The following is an 18694-nucleotide window of genomic DNA, read 5'->3' on the forward strand; positions in this document are numbered from 1 at the left end:
AATCAACCCCGCCCATGTCCGCCTTGCCCGCGCTAGACCTGAACCTGATCCAGCTATTCGTGACCATCGTCGAAACGGGCACGCTCAGCGAGGCGGCCTTGCGCCAGGGCGTCACCCGGTCGCACGTCAGCCGCAACCTGCAGAAGCTGGAGCGGGTATTTGGGGCGCAACTGATCCGGCGCACGACGCGCCGCCTGGAACTGACGCATCAGGGCAGCGTGCTGTACGAGCATGGCGCCCGCATGGCGCGCGAAGTGGAGTCCGCCCGCCACGCCTTGCAGAGAATGGGCGCCGAACCCACGGGCCACGTGCGCCTTTCCCTGCCCACCGGGCTGGGCGAACTTGACGCCCTGCGCCCGCTGCTGGTGCGATTTGCCCTGGAACACCCCAGCCTGAGCCTGCGCGTGCTGTTCTCGAACCGGGTCAGCGACCTGATTTCCTCAGAGATCGACGTGGCGTTGCGCGTGGTCTCGTCGCCGCCGCAGGACTATGTGGCGCGCGAATTGGGCGACGTGAAATGGCATTTGTGCGCCGCCCCCGCCTATCTGCAACGCGCCGGTACGCCCGCGCATCCGCGCGACCTGGGCCGACTGGACTTTCTATGCCCGCCCGGCCCCAAGCCACAGGCGGCGCTGCGCCTGCACCGCAAGGGCCAGGCCTACGAGATCAAGCTGGCGTCCCGCCTGCAATCCGAATATTTCCCTTTCCTGGCCGACGCCGCCCGCGACGGTGCAGGCGTGGCGCTGCTACCCGCCTACATCGTGCGCCCCGACCTGCAGGCCGGGCGGCTGCGCGAAGTGCTGCCCGCCTACAAGGCCGAGGGGCCTGGCGACAAGCTTTTCATCCTGACTTCGCCCACTCCATACCCGTCCACGGCCCAACGCGCGCTGGTGGACTACCTGAAGGCCGAACTCGAGCCGCTGCTGCGCGATTTCCTGGCATGAAGGGGCCCGCCGCCCTGCGGCAGACGCCCGCGCCGTCCGCCATCCAACGGTAGGACTTTCTTGGTAAAACCGCTGGGTCTTGCGGGCTTGGCCCATGTCCGCCAAAGTAGGGGTTTTGCAGTTCCGGATGCCGTTTACCGGAACAGGGGCGGAACTTTGACGTGCAGGCCAAGTCTTATATAAGATATAAGACATACCGCCGCACGCGGGTTTGTCTCCCCTACAATGACAAACGCGCAAAAACGCCAAAAATTGCCGCCTGCGCTTGGGTAGATAAAGCCAGGCAAAACCACGGAGTCCATCATGCCGCACAACACCCTAGATACTCTCAAGAATTTCAAGATCGGCAATAAATCCTGTCAGTACTATTCGCTGCCGGCGCTGGGCAAGTCCCTCGGCATCGATGTGCAGCGGCTCCCGGTTTCGGTCCGCATCGTGCTGGAATCCGTGCTGCGCAACTGCGACGGCAAAAAGGTCACCGAAGAACACGTCAAGCAGCTCGCCAACTGGCAGGCCAACGCCCGCCGCGAAGACGAGATTCCCTTCGTGGTGGCCCGCGTGGTGCTGCAGGACTTCACCGGCGTGCCGCTGCTGGCCGATATCGCCGCCATGCGCTCGGTGGCCGACAAGATGGGCAAAAGCCCCAAGAGCATCGAGCCCCTCGTGCCGGTGGACCTGGTGGTGGACCACTCGGTCATGATCGACTACTTCGGCACCAAGGATGCGCTGGACCTGAACATGAAGCTGGAATTCAAGCGCAACCAGGAGCGCTACCAGTTCATGAAGTGGGGCATGCAGGCGTTCGACACCTTTGGCGTGGTGCCTCCGGGCTTCGGCATCGTCCACCAGGTCAACCTGGAATACCTGGCGCGCGGCGTGCACCAGGACAAGAAGAACAACGTCTATTACCCCGATTCGCTGGTGGGCACCGACAGCCACACCACGATGATCAACGGCATCGGCGTGGTGGGCTGGGGCGTGGGCGGCATCGAAGCCGAAGCCGGCATGCTGGGCCAGCCCGTGTACTTCCTGACGCCCGACGTGGTTGGCGTGGAACTCAAGGGCCAGTTGCGCGGCGGCGTCACCGCCACCGACCTGGTGCTGACCATCACCGAAATGCTGCGCCGTGAAAAAGTGGTGGGCAAGTTCGTCGAATTCTGCGGCGAAGGCACCGCCAGCCTGACCGTGGCCGAACGCGCCACCATCGGCAACATGGCGCCCGAGTACGGCGCCACCATGGGGTTCTTCCCGGTCGACGACCGCACCATCGACTATTTCCGCGGCACCGGCCGCACGGAAGACGAGATCGCCGCCTTCGAAGCCTATTTCAAGGCGCAGAAGATGTTCGGCATCCCGGCCGCCCAGGACATCAACTTCACCAAGCTGCTGACGCTGGACCTGTCCACCGTGGCGCCGTCGCTGGCCGGCCCGAAGCGTCCCCAGGACCGCATCGAAATCGGCAACGTCAAGAACACGTTCATCGACCTGTTCTCCAAGCCCGTCGCTGAAAACGGCTTCAACCAGCCCGCCGAAAAGCTGGCCCAGACCTTCACCACCAGCGCGGGCACGCAGATCAAGAACGGCGACATCCTGATCGCCGCCATCACGTCCTGCACCAACACGTCCAACCCCAACGTGCTGCTGGCCGCCGGCCTGCTGGCCAAGAAGGCCGTGGAAGCCGGGCTGAAGGTACCCAAGCACATCAAGACCTCGCTGGCCCCCGGATCGCGTGTCGTCACCGACTACCTGACCAAGACGGGCCTCTTGCCCTACCTGGAAAAACTGGGCTTCGACGTGGCCGCCTACGGCTGCACCACCTGCATCGGCAACGCGGGCGACCTGACGCCGGACCTGAACGAAGCCATCATCGGCAACGACCTGGTCTGCTCGGCCGTGCTGTCCGGCAACCGCAACTTCGAAGCGCGCATCCACCCGAACATCAAGGCCAACTTCCTGGCCTCGCCCCCGCTGGTCGTGGCCTACGCACTGGCCGGCACCGTCACGCGCGATCTGATGACCGAACCGGTGGGCCGCGGCAAGAATGGCGACGTCTGGCTGGGCGACATCTGGCCGACCGCAGAAGAAGTCGGAGCGCTGATGAAGCATGCGCTGGACCCGAAGGTCTTCGAGGCCAACTACGGCCAGGTCAAGAGCAACCCGGGCAAGCTGTGGGAGAACATCAAGGGCGTCAGCGGCGACACCTACAACTGGCCGGATTCGACCTACATCGCCGAACCGCCCTTCTTCGAAGGCTTCGGCATGACGCCGTCCGCCATGCCGGCCGTCAAGGGCGCCCGCGCGCTGGGCGTATTTGGCGACTCGGTCACGACCGACCACATCTCGCCCGCCGGCTCCATCAAGGAAACGTCGCCCGCCGGCAAGTGGCTGAAGGCCAACGGTGTCATGAAGGCTGATTTCAACAGCTATGGCTCGCGCCGCGGCAACCATGAAATCATGATGCGCGGCACCTTCGCCAACGTGCGCATCAAAAACCTGATGATCCCGTCGCTGCCGGACGGCAGCCGCTTCGAAGGCGGCGAAACCCTGTTCCAGCCCACCGGCGAACAGATGTCGATCTACGACGCGGCCATGAAGTACGTGGCCGACGGCACCCCCACCGTGGTGTTCGGCGGCGAAGAATACGGCACCGGGTCGTCGCGCGACTGGGCGGCCAAGGGCACCCAGCTGCTGGGCGTCAAGGCCGTGATCACCCGCAGCTTCGAACGCATCCACCGCAGCAACCTGGTGGGCATGGGCGTGCTGCCGCTGCAGTTCAAGGGCGCCGACAGCGTGCAATCGCTGGGCATCACCGGCGAAGAAACCTACGACATCTCGGGCCTGGAAAACGGCATCAAGCCGATGCAGGACGTGACGCTGACGATCACCCGCAAGGATGGTTCGAAGCAGGATGTGACGGTGCTGCTGCGCATCGACACGCCGATCGAGGTGGACTACTACCAGCACGGCGGCATCTTGCCCTTCGTGCTGCGCCAACTGCTGGCGGCCTGAGCCCCTTCGCAGGCCCCGCGTTGAACAAAGCCCCGGAACCTTGAGGTTCCGGGGCTTTTTTACGCAGGCAATCGGCGGATTCAGTCGTCGAACTGATAGGCGTCCATCGCCAGCGCCCCGTACGAGATCTCGTCGTTCAGCCGCTTGGCCGATGCGCCGCCCGCCCCCAGCGCCACGTACAGCGGCATCAGGTGGTCGTCATGCGGATGTGCCTGCATGGCGCCAGGCGCCTGCGCCTGCCAATCCAGCAGGGCCGGCACGTCGTGCTCGGCAAGCCGGCGCGCATACCAGTCCTGGAAGGCCGGCACGTAAGGCACGGCCGGCGCGTTCTGCGGCATCCGCACGTGGCGCAGGTTGTGCGTCAACGATCCCGACCCGATGATCAGGATGTCCTCGTCGCGCAAGGGCGCCAGCGCGCGGCCCAGTTCCAGCTGCCCTGCGGCGTCGCGCCCCATGTCGAGCGACAACTGCACCACCGGCACGTCGACCTCGGGATAAAGGTAGCGCAGCGGTACCCAGGCGCCATGATCCAGCGGCCGGCGCGGATCGCGGTCGGCAGCGATGCCGGATTCGGCCAGCAAGGCCTGCACCCGCGCCGCCAGTTCGGGCGAACCCGGCGCCGCGTACTGCAAGGTGTAGAGCTCGGGCGGAAAGCCGCCGAAATCATGCCAGGCCACCTGCTGGTCGCGCGTGGACAGCGCCAACCCCTCGCCCATCCAATGGGGAGACACCACCAGGATGCCGCGGGGCTTGCGGCCTTGCGCAAGGCTCCAGTCAGCCAGCACGGGGCCGGTCAAGCCGGGTTCGACGGCCAGCATGGGCGAGCCGTGGGAAACGAAAAGCGTAGGCCAACGCATGGCGATGCCTCCATAGATCAAGTCGATGAAAGCATTTTCGGACGTTTCGATTCAGCAATAAACCCCCTGCCCAGGGATGATCTGTTGCCATATGCGCATCAATCTGGGCACCTGCGCCAATACCCAGCCCGCCGTCCCCATGCCATCGCCTGTGCCGGACGCCCGGGTCCGCCCTCAATGCCGAGGCGCGCGGCGGGCGTTAAACTACACCGTTACACCACTTACTGGACGTCCCCCGAAGTTATGGCCCGATCCCGCAGCCAATCCGCTCCCCGCATGACCCGTGACGCGACCCGCCTGGTTGCGCTTGCCCAGGCGCTCAACCGCTCGGGCAGCCGCGTCGAAGACGTGTTCTGGGAGAACCAGCTTGGCGAAGCGATTCCCAAGCTGCTGAAGGCTGGGCAGGATGCCCCGCTGGAAGCGGCCCTGGACCACCTCGCGCAAAGCGACATAGGCGCCTACGAAGTCTTGATCGAACAGGCCGAAACCCTGTCCGAATCAATGAAGATCGAGAAGAACGGCGTCCGGTACGACGTGCTGCTGATCGTCGCGCCCATCGTCGCCTGGACCCGTTACGCGATCCCCACCGGCCCCGTCTCCGCCTCCGCCCAGCAGGCGCTGCTGGCCCAGCTGCATGGCCATGTGCTGTCCAGTCAGGCGCGCACCGCGCTGATGCCCATGCTGGTCAGCGTGGACCAGATGCCCCGCACCTTCGGTGAAACCTGGCAATGGCTCCAACGCCTGGGCTCGCAGGCGCTGGGCGCCGAAACCACCAAGCCGGCCCTGAACACCGAGGCCGAAACTGCGAACATGCTGGCCGATACGCGCTACATCATCGGCGCCGTGGCGGTGCCCGAGAACGCGCCGATCTTCCGCTGGCAGGAGCAAATGGGCGAAGCCGAGGCCAGCCGCGACGCGTGCCAGGAGCAGTGGGCCGCGCAGGCGCAGCCGACCCTGGCCGCGCTGTTGCCGGGCTGCGGCTTTGAAGCGCTGCTGCCCGACGCCTATTACGTCAGCAACCGCGAAGCGGACCGGCGCGTACGTCCGTTGTCCCTGCGCGCGGCCATCAGCTGGCTGGAAGGCGCGGTCAGCCTGGAAGCCTCGCAGTTGCGCGCGGTCGTGGCCGGCTGCGGCGAAAGCCGCATCGACGAATACCGCATCGGCTTTACGGCCCGCAGCAGCAACGACGTCTACTACGGCTGCGTGTGGCCCTTGTACGGACGGGAAGAAGAACTGCCGTCCGATGAAGGCCAGCCCGACGTGGTCGACGAAATCACGGCGTTGCTGAAGGAATACGGCGTCACTGAAGTGCGCCGCATCCCCGGCGTGCTGCCTGCCGAGTACTGCGAAGACTGCGGCGCGCCCTACTTCCCGAACCCGCTGGGCGAACTGGTCCACGCCGAACTGCCCGAAGACGCCGAAGCGGCCCCCGCCAAGTTCCACTAAGCCGCCATGCAAGCAGACATTTTTTGCCGGGTCGTCGACAACTACGGCGACATCGGCGTCTGCTGGCGGCTGGCGCGCCGGCTGTCGCAAGGCCGCGGCTGGGATATCCGCCTGTGGGTGGACGACCTGGCCAGCTTTGCGCGCATCCAGCCCGGCGTCGACGCTCACGCGGCGCGACAGCAGCTGGGCGGCGTGGATATCGTGCATTGGTCCAACACGCCAGATCCGGCCCTGACCGCGCGCGACGTCGTCATTGAAGCCTTCGCGTGCGATCCCCCGCCTGCGTTCGTGGACAGCATGCGCCGCGTGCATCCGGCCTGGATCAACCTGGAATACCTGAGCGCCGAGGCCTGGGTGGAAAGTTGCCACGGCCTGCCGTCGCAGCGTCCCGACGGCCTGGTGAAGCATTTTTTCTTTCCCGGTTTCACGGCCGCCACGGGCGGCCTGCTGCGCGAACCCGGACTTGGCGCCGAACGCGACGCCTGGCAGGCCTCGATGGACCTGCAGAACGGCTTCCTGCGATCGCTGGGCGTGGACGAGGCCGTGTTGTTGCGCCGCCGCGACGGCGCCCGCACAGTGTCCCTTTTTTGCTATCCCACGGCGCCCGCCGATGCCCTCGTCCAGGCGCTGGCGGCCGACACGCGCGCGAGCGTGCTGTTGGTGCCCGAGGGCGTCGCGCCCGGACTGGAGGCGGCCTGCGCCGCGCCAAACGCCCCCCTTCTGGCGCGCCTGCCCTTCGTGGCCCAGCCGGACTTCGACCGCCTGCTCTGGTGCGCGGACCTGAACTTCGTGCGCGGGGAAGATTCCTTCATCCGTGCGGCCTGGGCCGCTCGACCGCTTGTGTGGCAGATCTACCCGCAAGACGAGAACATCCACCTGGAAAAACTGGAAGCCTGGCTGGCCCGCTACCCGGCCCCGGAATCCGCGCAGGCGTTGATTCGCGCGTGGAACCAGCCGGAAACGGGCCAGGCGGCGGCGTCCGTCGCCCAGGCGCTGGCGCCCGACGCCTGGCAAGCCTGGTCGGCCGCCGCCCGGCAGTGGGATGCCAGCCAGGCCACCCTGCCGGATCTGGCTGAAAATCTGGCGGACTTTTGCGCAGACTTGGCCAAGAAACGTTAGAATAGAGAGTTTTCTGAGTCGCCCTGGATTTGTCGGGCCTCAACTATGACGCCTCCCGGGGTGTGCATGAAACCGCTTGTCAGGGACTTTTGACCCGGACCTTTAGCTCGTGATTTTTCGCGAAGGCGGCTTTTTGCAAGCACGGCGAGTGCACCCATCCCCCCCGGAGTTTTATCGATGAAAACCGCTCAGGAATTGCGAGTCGGCAACGTGGTCATGGTCGGCAAGGATCCCCTCGTGGTCCAGAAAGCCGAATACAACAAGTCTGGCCGTAACGCTGCTGTTGTGAAGCTGAAGTTCAAGAACCTGCTGACCGCCTCGGCCAGCGAATCGGTCTACAAGGCCGACGAAAAGTTCGAAGTCGTCCAGCTGGACCGCAAGGAGTGCACCTACTCCTATTTCGGCGATCCGATGTACGTCTTCATGGACGAAGAGTACAACCAGTACGAAATCGAAGCCGAAAGCATGGGCGACGCCCTGAACTACCTGGAAGAAGCGATGCCCGTGGAAGTGGTCTTCTACGACGGCCGCGCCATCTCGGTTGAACTGCCCACCACGCTCGTGCGCGAAATCACCTACACCGAACCCGCCGTTCGCGGCGATACGTCGGGCAAGGTCACGAAGCCGGCCAAGATCAACACCGGCTACGAATTGAACGTGCCGCTGTTCTGCGCCATCGGCGACAAGATCGAAATCGACACCCGCACGAACGAATACCGCAGCCGCGTCAACAACTGATCCGGCAAGCCGGTACAAGGGCCCCCACGCGGCACACACTTCGTGTGCTTGCTTGTGCCCCCCGAGGGGGCGCTTTGTCTTGGGACGGCCCTGCGACAAAAAAGCCAGACCGGAAGGTCTGGCTTTTTTTATTGCACGATGACTCCAGCAGACCTTGCCGCCACGGTACACGGCAACGGTATGCCGTCGGATGTCGGGCGAGAACAGGGACACCCAATATAATTGCCAAAAAGAAATCAAATAGGCATAATTTATCGAAAAATATGGGTATAAAGTTGCACAAGGGAAATCTTGTGAGACCTCATGGACATAGATCAATCTGACGAAGAACCTGGCGCTCTGGAGAACGCGTTCTCGCACCTCCAATGCATCCTCGTGGCGCGACGCACCCGCTACACACCCGAGGCGGTGAGCTGGGCGCAGTACGACATCCTGGAACTGCTTCGCCTGCAAGGTCCCATGACGCCCTCGCTGCTGGGCGACAGGCTGGGGGCGGCGCGCACCGGCATCTCCAAGGCCTTGCGCGTGCTCAAAGACCTCAATCTGGTGGAGCAAATGCAGGGGGATGGTGACCGTCGCGAACAGGTCACCGCATTGACGCAGCAAGGGCGTGACTTCCTCGTGCGCGCTGCCACAGGCAGGCGCGATGCGGCACATTGCGTCATGGCGGCGCTGACGCCCGGTGAACAGGCCATGTTCACAGAACTCTGCGAGAAGGTCAGCGCGGCATTGACCGCGCATGAGGCCGAACAAGGGGCAAGCTCATGAGCCCTCTACAGACTCCGTACCGCGACATGGACATCATTGGCGCACGCAACAACAATCTGCGCAGCGTCACCCTGAAGGTTCCCAAGCATTGCATCACGGTGTTCACTGGGGTGTCCGGTTCCGGGAAGTCGTCGCTGGTGTTCGACACTATCGCTGCCGAGTCCCAGCGCCAACTCAACGAAAGCCACAGCGCCTTCGTGCGGCACCGATTGCCACATTACGGCCAGCCTCAGGCCGACGCGTTGCGCAACCTGCCGGCATCCATCGTGGTCGATCAGAAACCGCTGGGCGGCAATGCGCGCTCGACGGTTGGGACGGCCACCGACATACAGCCATTGCTGCGGCTGCTGTTCTCGCGCCTGGGCCAGCCTTTTGTGGGCTACTCCAATGTGTTCTCGTTCAATCACCCACAGGGGATGTGCCCGACCTGCCAAGGCCTGGGCTGGGTAAACGAGCTTGACCTCGATCTGCTGTTTGACCGCAGCAAGTCCCTTAACCAAGGGGCAATCCGTTTCCCCACGTTTGCCCGGGGCACATTCCGTTGGAAGCGCTACGCTTGCTCCGGCCTGTTCGATTGCGACAAGCCGTTGGCCGACTACAGCCCGGACGAATGGCAGACGCTGTTGTATGCCGACGATCTTGCCGTGAGTAATCCTCTTCCTGGATGGCCGTCGTCGGCGCGGTTTCAGGGGGTCGTTCCGCGCTTTCGGCGCGCCTATCTGAACCATGAGCCCAGCCGCATGACGCAGGCCGAACGCGAAGGGCTCGCCCACGTCATCACCCGCCAGCGCTGTTCGGATTGTGGCGGCGCACGGCTCAACCCCACCATCCTGTCCTGCAAGATCCACGGCAAATCCATCGCGGACTGTGCCAGTCTGGAGATTGCCGACCTGCTGGCCTTCATCCGAACGATCAGCGCCGAGCCGGTAACGACGGTGCTGACCGCTATCGACGAGAGATTGGAGCAGATGCGCGCCATCGGTCTGGACTATCTCAGCCTGGGCCGGGAGACTGCCAGCTTGTCGGGTGGGGAGTCGCAGCGCGTAAAGATGGTCCGCCACCTGGGCAGCAGCCTGGCCGACATCGCCTACATCTTCGATGAACCCAGCGTGGGACTGCATCCGCGCGACGTCCACCAGCTCAACACCTTGCTGCGTGGACTACGCGACAAGGGAAACACTATCCTGGTGGTGGAGCACGACCCCGACGTGATGGCTATTGCCGACCATGTGGTGGACATGGGGCCGGGTGCCGGGAAGGATGGCGGCCAGGTGGTGTACCAGGGCGACTACTCAGGTTTACGGCAGGCCGATACCCTTACGGGACGTTGCTTGCGGCGGCCCACATCCGTGAAACGCGAGCCGCGCACCGCGACCGGGCAAATCGTCTTGCACGGCCTTTCACTACACAACCTGCGCGATGTCAGCGTATCCATCCCCACGGGCGTACTCACCGTGGTGACGGGTGTCGCCGGTTCCGGCAAAAGCACACTGGTCAACCGCCTGCTTCCGCGCCATTGTCCGCAGGCTATCCTGATCGACCAGAAAGGCTTGGGAGGAACGCGACGTTCGTCGGTGGCAAGCTACATCGGCGTGCTCGACGAGATTCGCGCGGGTTTCGCGAAGGCCAGCGGCCACCCCCCGAGCCTGTTCAGCAGCAATGCCCAGGGCGCTTGCCCGGTCTGCAAGGGGCTGGGGCTGATTCAAACCGACCTGGCATTCATGGACAGTGTGGAAACACCCTGCGACGCCTGTGGCGCCACGAGCTTCAACGAGGCGGCACGCGCGATCATCTGGATGGGCTGCAACATCGCCCAGGTTCTCGCTATGCCGGTGGAGCAGGCGCTGGAGCATTTCCTGTCCTGCGGGAGTATTTCCGGGTCGTTGCGGCGGCTCTGCGACGTGGGACTGGGTTATCTGTCGCTGGGGCAGCGCCTGAGCAGCCTGTCAGGGGGCGAGCGCCAGCGTTTGAAGCTGGCCTCCCGATTGGCCGAGGAAGGCAGTCTGTACGTCTTCGACGAACCCACGTCCGGCCTGCATATGTCCGACGTGAATCGGTTGTTGGCCATTCTCGACGGACTCACGCGGCGAGGTGCCACCGTGATCGTGGTCGAACATAACCTGGATGTCATCGCCCATGCAGACTGGTTGATCGAGATGGGACCTGGAGCCGGAAAGCATGGAGGAAAACTCGTGTTTGAGGGTGCACCCGCAACAATGATCAACGCCCCGGAGTCAGTGACCGGGCCGTTCCTTCAGCACCACTTAACTGGGAAATTGTGAGGTGATGCATAGCGCTTCGGCATCTACGCTGCTTCCTGGCCGTGGCCGCGACTGACTCGGGCGGGCAGGCTGTTTCTAGAGCATGTGCCGCGCGTGCCAGCCTTGCTGGGCATCGACTTGCCCACCGTCCTGATGGTCGAAGACTTACTGCAATCGCTCGTCGTCCAGGAAGTCAGGCACGGCCATGACTTGGATGCCGTCATCGGCCAGCGCTTCGCGCTCTTCGGGCGTGGCCGTGCCGCGGATGGGGCGCTCGTCGGCATCGCCCTCGTGGATACGGCGCGCCTCTTCGGCGAAACGCGGCCCCACGTTTTCGGTATTGCGCAGCAAGGCGCGCACCTGCTTCATCACGACCGCCTGCAAGGCGGCCATTTTCTCGGCGTCGGACGCGCCTGCCGGCACGGCGGGCGGCTTGGCCGGCGCATGCAGGTGGGACACGTTCAGACGCGGCGCAGACAGGCGCTTGGTGATGCTGGCCGATCCGCAAACCGGGCACGTGACCAAGCCACGCGCCTGCTGCGCGTCATAGTCGTCGTGCGATCCGAACCAGCCTTCGAAAATGTGGCTGTGCTCGCACTGAAGGTCGAAAACTTTAAGAGCCATGGTTGCTATATGGGGTCCAGCAGCCAGAATACAAGAATTCGCCCGCACCGGGCGCCATTCCCCCACGTCAAGCAGGCAGGCGGGGCGGTGCCCAAGAAAAACGGGCCCGAAGGCCCGTTCTGGTGATTGGCGCCGGCTTACTTGCCGCGCTTGGCGGCCGGGCCGGCGTCGATTTGCGCCTGCTGAGCCTGCAACGAATCGATCTGGCGCTGCAGATCGCGCAGTTGCTGGCGCACGTCCTTTTGCTGATCGGCCAATGCCGTGGCTTCCTGGCGCGACTGCTCCTGGCGTGCCGCGACCTGCTCTTCCTGCTGCATGCGCAGCGTGCGGTCGGCCTGCAACGTGCTGAGCTGGGCGCTGCGGCTGGCCAGCAGCTTCTCGGCGTTCGCGTATTCGGCTTGCAGCTTGATGCGCTTGATGTCCACTTCGGCCAGGTCGGCAGATTGCGCGGCGAACGCGCGGTACGTGGATTCGGCCTGCTTTTCCGACAAGGTCTTCAGCACGCGCCAGAAGTCCTTCTGCTGGAACAAAGCAACGTAATAGGTCAGGTCGTCCGGCTTGAACAGCAGGCTGGCGCCATACGTGCCGTTATAGGCGGTACGCAGCTCCGACACCTGACGGCTCTGGATCAGGCCCTGCAATTCCGCCACGGTGGAGGACGGCCGCGCGGCCGCGGCCGGCGCAGCAGCCGGCGGCGGCGGCGGGGTCACGGGCGTGGAGGCGGCCGGTTTGTCCTCGACCTGCTTAACCGTGGGCCTCGGCGCTTCGGATTGCGCGCTGGCGCAAGCCGCCAGGCCGGACAGTGCCGTGCCTAACAGCGCCATGCGAGTGGCGGCACGGATAAATTGGACGTTCATGCCTTCCCCAAAAAAATCGTTGCGGAACTATAGCAATTTATTTCGTTCACGGCAGATCCACTTACATTCGCCGCAGGCAAAGTTGTGGCCCTGTACGGGCCTTTCCCTATTGCATGATCAGGATGCCTCGACAATCCCTTCCGCCGTTTCGCCCTGGCCGCCCCCCAGATGCAATTTCCGCATCTTTTCCCAGAGCACCTTGCGGCTGATGCCCAAGGTGTTGGCGGTGTCCTGGCGGCGCCAGCCATTGACGTCCAGCGCAGCCAGGATGCGGGCGCGCTCGGCGCGCTCGGCATCGGTGAAAACGGGTGGTTCGCACAGCGAGCCGGGCCCGCCCAGGGAGCCGGCGGCGCGCAATGGCTCGCCGATCTGATCGAATATGCGTTCAATGCGCGCCTGGTCCCAACTCTTGAACTGCCGGCGCATGATCGCCACGCGCTCCGCCACATTGGACAGTTCGCGCACATTGCCCGCATAGCGGGTGCGCGCCACGCGCTCCAGCAGCCAGTCCGGCGGGTCGCCTTCCCCGCCCACCCGCTCCAGCAGCGCGCGGAAAATGGCGATTTTCTCTTCCGGCCCGCGCTGCTCCAGGTTCGGGATACGCAGCTCGATCACCGCCAGGCGGTAATACAGGTCCGCCCGGAACTCGTCCTGGCCCACCAGCACCCGCAGATCCTTGTTGGTCGCCGCGACCAGCCGGAAATCCACCGGGATCTCGACGCTGGAACCCAGGCGCGTGACGGCGCTCTGCTCCAGCACTCGCAGCAATTTGACCTGCTGATACAGCGGCAAGTCGCCGATTTCGTCCAGGAACAGCGTGCCGCCATTGGCCTGTTCGAAGTAGCCCTTATGCGCGCCGACCGCGCCGGTAAAGGCGCCCTTCGCGTGACCGAAGAAATGCGCTTCGAACAGGCCCTCCGGTATGGCGCCGCAGTTGACGGCCACGAATGGGCCATCCGACCATTCTGCCCGGTCGTGCAACAGCCGGGCGATGCGCTCCTTGCCCACGCCCGTTTCGCCGTGGATCAACGCATTGCTGCGGCAGTCGGCGAACATCTCGGCTTCGGCCAACAGCGCGCGCATCGGCTCGGACACGGCGATCAAGGGCTGTTCGCGCTTGGGCGCGGTGCGGTTGAACTGGTCCAGCGTGCCGAGCAATTCGAACAGCAATTTGCGCAAGTCCGACGTCGTAAAGGACAGCGGCAAGGTGTAGGAATATTCGGGCGGGTAGTAGCGCGAATCGCGCCCGCGGGCCTCTGCCGCCACCCAGATCACCGGCATGGCCTGCACCGCCAGCCAGTCGTAGCCACTGAAGCGGTTGTCACCCATCACGGATACCGACACCAGCGCCACGGCCGGGCGCGTCGGGTCGCGCGGCGGCGGAAACGCGGTGCCGGCGTCCGCGCGCACCAGCGACACGTCCATGCCGACCAGGCAACGCTCTGCCCGGGAGGCGATATCGGAAGTCCCCTCCCATACATACACGTCGAACTCGTCGCGGGCGAATTTCTGGGTCATGGCATGGACGACAAATAACGGGCGGAAATCACAGGCATCATCAATACACCAAACGGGGCTGGCCGCAGTCCACGGACAGCAGCGAAACATCGGTCTGGCCGACGCTCAGGCCAAGCATGTTGAGCAATTGCTGCAACAGGCCCGACAGCGGCGCCAGGACAGGCTGCAACAGGTTCACAACGACGGACAGCACCCCGCCCACTTGGGACGAACCGCTAAGCGCCATCGTCGCGACGGAATCGATGCGGCATTGCCGGACGGCGCTGGGCGTGATCGCCAGCGTGCAAAGCAGGTCATTGACTGGCGCCAGCAGCAGCGAGGTCAGGATATTGCCGACCAGTTGCAATGTGCCCCCCAGCACCCCCGTCAACCCGCCGGTACTCAGGCGGTTGCCCAATTGGTTCAGGGCGGTCGTGGACCACTGCATGTCATTGAAGACTTCGGTAATGGACTTGCCGGCATTGCTGCCGCCCCCGCCCACCAGCTTGGTCGCCAACGCAGTGCGCTCGGTCGCAGTCAACGCGGTGCCGGTATTGAAGAGATCCCCCAGAATGCCGCCGATCAAGGCATCCGACAGATTGGATGCCAACGCCCCCAGGTCGATGGACGTGGCGGTTACGGTCTGCGTCGACGGGGTGCCGGGTGGCTCGGTCAGCGTCACCGAAACCGGCGCGGCGGAGTTGAAAACCGGCAGCGTGACCTTTGCGGTCAACGGCAGGATGCCCAGCACATTCAACACCTGGTGGCGTTGGATGGCTGAAAACGAGCTGGGCTGGCAGCTATTGGTCAGGGACACGAAGTTGGCAGCGTTCTGATCGGTACTGGACGTCATGCCCGGAAAGCGCCCCAGGCAGATATTGGCGACGGAGGACGTCACGGCGATCGTGGCCTGCGACTCCGTCAAAGGCGCCTGGCACAGGTTCGTCAAGGTGCCGGTGGACTGCGCCACGTCGATGATGATGGGCAAATCCACCTTCGTGCCCAGCGTATTCGCCAGCAAGGGGCCCACCAGCGGAATGTTCGCGGTGTTGACGCGCAGATACACGCGAATACCAGCGCTGGTGGCCTGGGTGCCGATGCCCCCGACAGCCAGCGTGGGCGGCTCCACCACGCGCACCCGGGCGTCCACGCCCAGCAGCGGCACGCTCAGGCCCAGGTTGATGAGGTTCTGCCCGTTGGCGACGACCAGCGCGGTTTCAAGCAGGTTCAACGCGTTGACGTTCGCCGCCAGGGCGCCGGTGGCGTCCCCCCCCACGACCGACAGGTTCAGGACGCCGCCGTCTCCGAACAGCTTGACCGGCAGGTTCAGCGGCATCACGGCCAGCACCGTATTGATGGCGTTGTTGATCAGGCCGATGCTGGCCCCGGCGGTGCCGCTCTGGTTGACCACCGTCAGCGTGGCGTTCAGCAACTGGCCTAGCGTCAGGTTGTTGACGGCGGCCAGTTCCGCGGGAGTGCCCACGCCGGTCGCCACCGACAGGGGCAAGCCCAGCGCTTTCAGCAGGCCCGACGGCGTGATGTTGACGCTGGCCAAGCCTGCCGCATCCAGCACATCCAATTGTGCGGGCGTCGCCCCGACCGAGGCCAGCAGTTGGGACAGCAACCCGCCCCTTTCCAGGCGCAGCAGGCGTGACCCCACCATGAATGCCGCGACGGGCCGCGTGTTCGTGGCCACGGCGGTGGTCGTGACCAGCGTGCCGCTGTCCGCGCCGCCGGAAAAGCTGGGAACAATGCTGGTCAGCCGTTTGCGCACCGTCACGCGCACGGCGTTGAACGTTTGCCCGCTGGCGGCATCAAAGACATGCATGCCGGAGGCGTCAGCCCGGCTTGAATCCCATACCTTGCATTCGACGGTGACGTCGGCCGCCGTGAACGTCTGGAAGAAACCGGGCAGGTTGGCCAATGCCGACGTACGGCCAGCGGTGCCCGCACGCGCGCAGTCCGCGGCGGCCCCCATGCCCAATACCTGCACCGCCGACAGCGCTGCCAGGTCCGCCCCCTTCTGCATCTCTCGCTTCATGTAGAAGCTGTATGAAATGTGTGCGACCCCAAGCAGCACCAGCCCCACCAGCACCGCGAACACGACAGCCACGGTGATGCTGCCGCGCTGGCGCGACAAGGAACGGGAACGTAACGGGACGGCTGACATGGTCTGACGGCTCCGGCTCGTGTCCGAGCCCTAATTGGTGTTCTTGGTTTCCACCCGCTTCTGGAACCATTCCGGGATCGGCTGCCTGAAGCTATCCACGTAACGGGTCCAGGCCGCGGACGAGACCGGCCCCAGGATAGGCAACACGCCGCCTGCGCGACGGCCGTCGGCCTGGGCCGCCAGCAACCCCCGCGTCACGTCGCCGAAGCCTTCCCGGACCTCGGCGGCGGGCGGTTGTGCTGCAGCCGGCGCCGCCGTCGGCGTCGCCGAGGGCGCGTCTGCCTGCGGCATCGACGTCTGGACTTGCTGCACTACGGGCCGGTTGGGCAAGGTCGCGGCCGGTGGCGGCGCGGGTTGCGCGGCGCCTGCCGCTGCCCCGCCCGACATGTTTCCGGTCAGCGGCGCATTCGACTGTGCCAGGGCGCCCACAGGCGCCAGCGTGGCCAATGCCAGCACCAGGGTGAAGGAACGAGTCAATCGAGGTTGAGACATAAGAGGTTTCCTGAACACGGAGTTAACGCACGATGGGCCCATTGCCCAGGCCATCCATCAACGGACTCATCATTGGCATCACGGTGCCCTCGCCGCTGGACACGCGGGTCGGCGCGCCGCCCACCGCCGCGGCGGCCGGCATGGGCGGCGGCATGCGATGGCTGCGGATCTCGGAAGCCAGGCGCAGCACCTGACCGCGCGCGTCCTCGCCAAGCTGCGCCCGGTCCATCAATTGCTGGGCTTTGACCGAGTCGCCTTCAACCAGCAGCAGCACCGCCATGTTGGCCAGCACTTTGCCGTTCTCCGGCGCCAGCTCGGCCGCCTGGCCCAGCGGCACCCGGGCGCCGACCACATCGCCGGCGCGCAATCGCGCATAGCCCAGATCGCCGAGGAACCGCGCATTCATCGGCGCCAGCTTGGCCGCACGGGCGAAATCGTCGACCGCCTGATCGAACTGCCCGCGGCCGCCTGCGATGAGGCCCAGGCCATGCCACCCGTCCGCCGCCTGATCGCCGCTGGTCAAGGCGCGATAGGCCTGCTCGCTTAGCGCGGTCTGGCCGGTCTGGCGCAAGGCATCCGCGCGCATCACGGCCAGCCGGTTGTCGTTGCCGAATTTCTGCTGGTACGCCTCGATATACGCCAGCGAAGCGAAATAGCGTTCCTGGCGCTGCGCTTCGGAAATCAGGGAGAGCATCATCTCCGGTTCCTTGGGCCGCCGACGGCCCTCCGCCTCGTCCTCTTTCTGGCGGGCAAGCGCTTGCTCCTGCTGCTGTTGCTGCATTAACTGCCAGGCAGTTTCCGCACTGTTGGTCTTGCATCCGCTCAAGCCCGCAGCCGCGGACAGCGCCGCGGCTAAAAGGGTCCAGCGCAATGCGCCCTGCCGACTTCCCATCGCGCCCGCCATCATGTACCCCCCATGCGCGACATCGCGCGTATCACCGCTACAAACCCCGACCCGCCGGTGACGATCAGCAGCGCGGGCAGCAAAGTCACGATCATGACTCCCGTCATCTTGACCGTGGTCTTGCCGACTTTCTCTTTCAATTCAAGGCGCCGCGAATCCCGCAACCTTTCGCCGAAGCGGTTCAACGGCTCTTGCACCGCCCCGCCATGCTGATCGACCTGCGCGATCAGGCGGCAGATGGCGGACAGGTCATCGTTGTCGAATCCGGTGGCCAGCCGCGCCAGCGATTGCTCGCGGGTGCGGCCGCGCACATAGAGTTCAGAGGCCAGGCGCAATTCCTGCGACAGCACCGGCAGCACCTGCCCGAACTCGGTCACCAGCACCTGCATGCTCTGATCGATCGACAGCCCCACGCCCTGCAGCAGGCGCAGCAGATCGATCAACAGCGGCAGCTCGTCCGCCGCCATCCTGCGGCGTTGCGCCACCCGCCGCCGCACGATCCATTTGGGCAGCATGTAGCCGACGGCAAAGCCCAGGAAGGCCGCGACCAGCATCCCCGACAATGAATCGACGTAGTGGTAGCGCAGACCCAGCGTCACCGCGGCGATGGGCAACAAGATCGCCAGTCCGAACCGGAACGCGACGAAGCGCGACCTTGCGGTCGCCGCATTGGCATAGCCGGCGATATCCACCAGCTTGCGGTCTTCGGCGGCCAGCAAGGCTTCCGCGAACCGGCCTTCGCTCAGGCGCTTGCCGAAGGAATCCGCCGCGCGCGTGGCGGCCGCGAACCTGCCCTGCCCGTCTTGCGCGGGCAAGGCCGACGCCGCCGAGCCACCCACTTGCCGCGACGCCAGCGCATGGTCCACGACCTGCCGGCTTCTGCTTTGGCCGCGCAGCCGGCGCACGATGCCCACGCCCAATACCAGCATGGCCGCCGCGATCAGCATCAGGCCCATCGCCAGCACGGAGGAGACACTCCAGGATTTCAGGATATCCATCTCGCCTCTC

Annotated in this window: 15 protein-coding genes; 7 read left to right on the forward strand and 8 right to left on the reverse strand. The window is 64.9% G+C overall.

The genetic code is table 11. From position 1 onward, the window contains the following. Positions 1-14: 14 nt before the first annotated feature. Positions 15-944 (forward strand): LysR family transcriptional regulator, encoded by a 930-nt coding sequence (locus HG262_RS20920; protein ID WP_169272847.1) that lies wholly within the window; start codon positions 15-17, stop codon positions 942-944. A 303-nt stretch (positions 945-1247) separates the two neighbouring features. Then, positions 1248-3953 carry an aconitate hydratase AcnA gene (acnA, locus tag HG262_RS20925; protein WP_169272848.1) on the forward strand — a complete coding sequence of 902 codons (2706 nt, stop codon included), beginning with the start codon at positions 1248-1250 and terminating at the stop codon, positions 3951-3953. Between the two features lie 80 nt (positions 3954-4033). On the opposite strand, the gene HG262_RS20930 is transcribed toward acnA, so the two are convergent. After that, positions 4034-4810, reverse strand: coding sequence for a class III extradiol ring-cleavage dioxygenase (locus tag HG262_RS20930; protein WP_169272849.1), 777 nt, complete (start codon positions 4808-4810; stop codon positions 4034-4036). Between the two features lie 243 nt (positions 4811-5053). On the opposite strand from HG262_RS20930, the gene HG262_RS20935 reads away from it, so the two are divergent. The 5 genes from HG262_RS20935 (at position 5054) to HG262_RS20955 (ending at position 11163) form a co-directional block, all read left to right on the forward strand. Next, positions 5054-6256, forward strand: a complete 1203-nt coding sequence (locus HG262_RS20935; RefSeq protein ID WP_169272850.1) for a DUF2863 family protein — start codon at positions 5054-5056, stop codon at positions 6254-6256. A 6-nt stretch (positions 6257-6262) separates the two neighbouring features. After that, positions 6263-7375, forward strand: coding sequence for an elongation factor P maturation arginine rhamnosyltransferase EarP (earP, locus tag HG262_RS20940; RefSeq protein WP_169272851.1), 1113 nt, complete (start codon positions 6263-6265; stop codon positions 7373-7375). A 177-nt stretch (positions 7376-7552) separates the two neighbouring features. After that, on the forward strand, positions 7553-8113 hold the full coding sequence (gene efp, locus HG262_RS20945; protein WP_006225610.1) for an elongation factor P: 561 nt from the start codon (positions 7553-7555) through the stop codon (positions 8111-8113). A 303-nt stretch (positions 8114-8416) separates the two neighbouring features. Next, positions 8417-8881: a MarR family transcriptional regulator gene (locus HG262_RS20950; protein ID WP_169272852.1), complete on the forward strand. Its 465-nt coding sequence runs from the start codon at positions 8417-8419 to the stop codon at positions 8879-8881. After that, the gene (locus HG262_RS20955; protein ID WP_169272853.1) at positions 8878-11163 is read left to right on the forward strand and encodes an excinuclease ABC subunit UvrA; all 2286 of its coding nucleotides are present in this window, start codon (positions 8878-8880) and stop codon (positions 11161-11163) included. The genes HG262_RS20950 and HG262_RS20955 overlap by 4 nt, the downstream gene beginning before the upstream one ends. A gap of 144 nt (positions 11164-11307) precedes the next feature. Here the strand turns inward: HG262_RS20955 and HG262_RS20960 are convergent, their stop codons facing one another. From HG262_RS20960 to HG262_RS20990, 7 genes are all read right to left on the reverse strand, one after another. Then, positions 11308-11766 (reverse strand): DUF1178 family protein, encoded by a 459-nt coding sequence (locus HG262_RS20960; protein ID WP_169272854.1) that lies wholly within the window; start codon positions 11764-11766, stop codon positions 11308-11310. A gap of 137 nt (positions 11767-11903) precedes the next feature. After that, positions 11904-12623: a DUF2968 domain-containing protein gene (locus HG262_RS20965; RefSeq protein ID WP_169272855.1), complete on the reverse strand. Its 720-nt coding sequence runs from the start codon at positions 12621-12623 to the stop codon at positions 11904-11906. 117 nt (positions 12624-12740) lie between these two features. After that, positions 12741-14141, reverse strand: coding sequence for a sigma-54 dependent transcriptional regulator (locus HG262_RS20970; protein WP_169272856.1), 1401 nt, complete (start codon positions 14139-14141; stop codon positions 12741-12743). A gap of 40 nt (positions 14142-14181) precedes the next feature. Next, on the reverse strand, positions 14182-16290 hold the full coding sequence (locus HG262_RS20975) for a pilus assembly protein TadG-related protein (protein ID WP_169272857.1): 2109 nt from the start codon (positions 16288-16290) through the stop codon (positions 14182-14184). Between the two features lie 30 nt (positions 16291-16320). Then, positions 16321-16782 carry a DUF3613 domain-containing protein gene (locus HG262_RS20980; RefSeq protein WP_169272858.1) on the reverse strand — a complete coding sequence of 154 codons (462 nt, stop codon included), beginning with the start codon at positions 16780-16782 and terminating at the stop codon, positions 16321-16323. Positions 16783-16804: 22 nt separating this feature from the next. Continuing rightward, complete coding sequence (locus tag HG262_RS20985; protein WP_169272869.1) at positions 16805-17674, reverse strand: tetratricopeptide repeat protein; 870 nt, start codon at positions 17672-17674, stop codon at positions 16805-16807. An 11-nt stretch (positions 17675-17685) separates the two neighbouring features. After that, positions 17686-18684: a type II secretion system F family protein gene (locus HG262_RS20990; protein ID WP_169272859.1), complete on the reverse strand. Its 999-nt coding sequence runs from the start codon at positions 18682-18684 to the stop codon at positions 17686-17688. Positions 18685-18694 lie beyond the last annotated feature (10 nt).

Source organism: Achromobacter sp. Bel, assembly GCF_012928505.1.
Classification (GTDB): domain Bacteria; phylum Pseudomonadota; class Gammaproteobacteria; order Burkholderiales; family Burkholderiaceae_B; genus Achromobacter.

Coding starts and splice junctions, on each gene's coding strand:
- HG262_RS20930 (WP_169272849.1), bottom strand. CDS start 4,810: ATGCGTTGGCCTACGCTTTTCGTTTCCCACGGCTCGCCCATGCTGGCC.
- HG262_RS20970 (WP_169272856.1), bottom strand. CDS start 14,141: ATGACCCAGAAATTCGCCCGCGACGAGTTCGACGTGTATGTATGGGAG.
- HG262_RS20920 (WP_169272847.1), top strand. CDS start 15: ATGTCCGCCTTGCCCGCGCTAGACCTGAACCTGATCCAGCTATTCGTG.
- earP (WP_169272851.1), top strand. CDS start 6,263: ATGCAAGCAGACATTTTTTGCCGGGTCGTCGACAACTACGGCGACATC.
- HG262_RS20950 (WP_169272852.1), top strand. CDS start 8,417: ATGGACATAGATCAATCTGACGAAGAACCTGGCGCTCTGGAGAACGCG.
- HG262_RS20965 (WP_169272855.1), bottom strand. CDS start 12,623: ATGAACGTCCAATTTATCCGTGCCGCCACTCGCATGGCGCTGTTAGGC.
- efp (WP_006225610.1), top strand. CDS start 7,553: ATGAAAACCGCTCAGGAATTGCGAGTCGGCAACGTGGTCATGGTCGGC.
- HG262_RS20985 (WP_169272869.1), bottom strand. CDS start 17,674: ATGGGAAGTCGGCAGGGCGCATTGCGCTGGACCCTTTTAGCCGCGGCG.
- HG262_RS20980 (WP_169272858.1), bottom strand. CDS start 16,782: ATGTCTCAACCTCGATTGACTCGTTCCTTCACCCTGGTGCTGGCATTG.
- HG262_RS20935 (WP_169272850.1), top strand. CDS start 5,054: ATGGCCCGATCCCGCAGCCAATCCGCTCCCCGCATGACCCGTGACGCG.
- acnA (WP_169272848.1), top strand. CDS start 1,248: ATGCCGCACAACACCCTAGATACTCTCAAGAATTTCAAGATCGGCAAT.
- HG262_RS20960 (WP_169272854.1), bottom strand. CDS start 11,766: ATGGCTCTTAAAGTTTTCGACCTTCAGTGCGAGCACAGCCACATTTTC.
- HG262_RS20955 (WP_169272853.1), top strand. CDS start 8,878: ATGAGCCCTCTACAGACTCCGTACCGCGACATGGACATCATTGGCGCA.
- HG262_RS20975 (WP_169272857.1), bottom strand. CDS start 16,290: ATGTCAGCCGTCCCGTTACGTTCCCGTTCCTTGTCGCGCCAGCGCGGC.
- HG262_RS20990 (WP_169272859.1), bottom strand. CDS start 18,684: ATGGATATCCTGAAATCCTGGAGTGTCTCCTCCGTGCTGGCGATGGGC.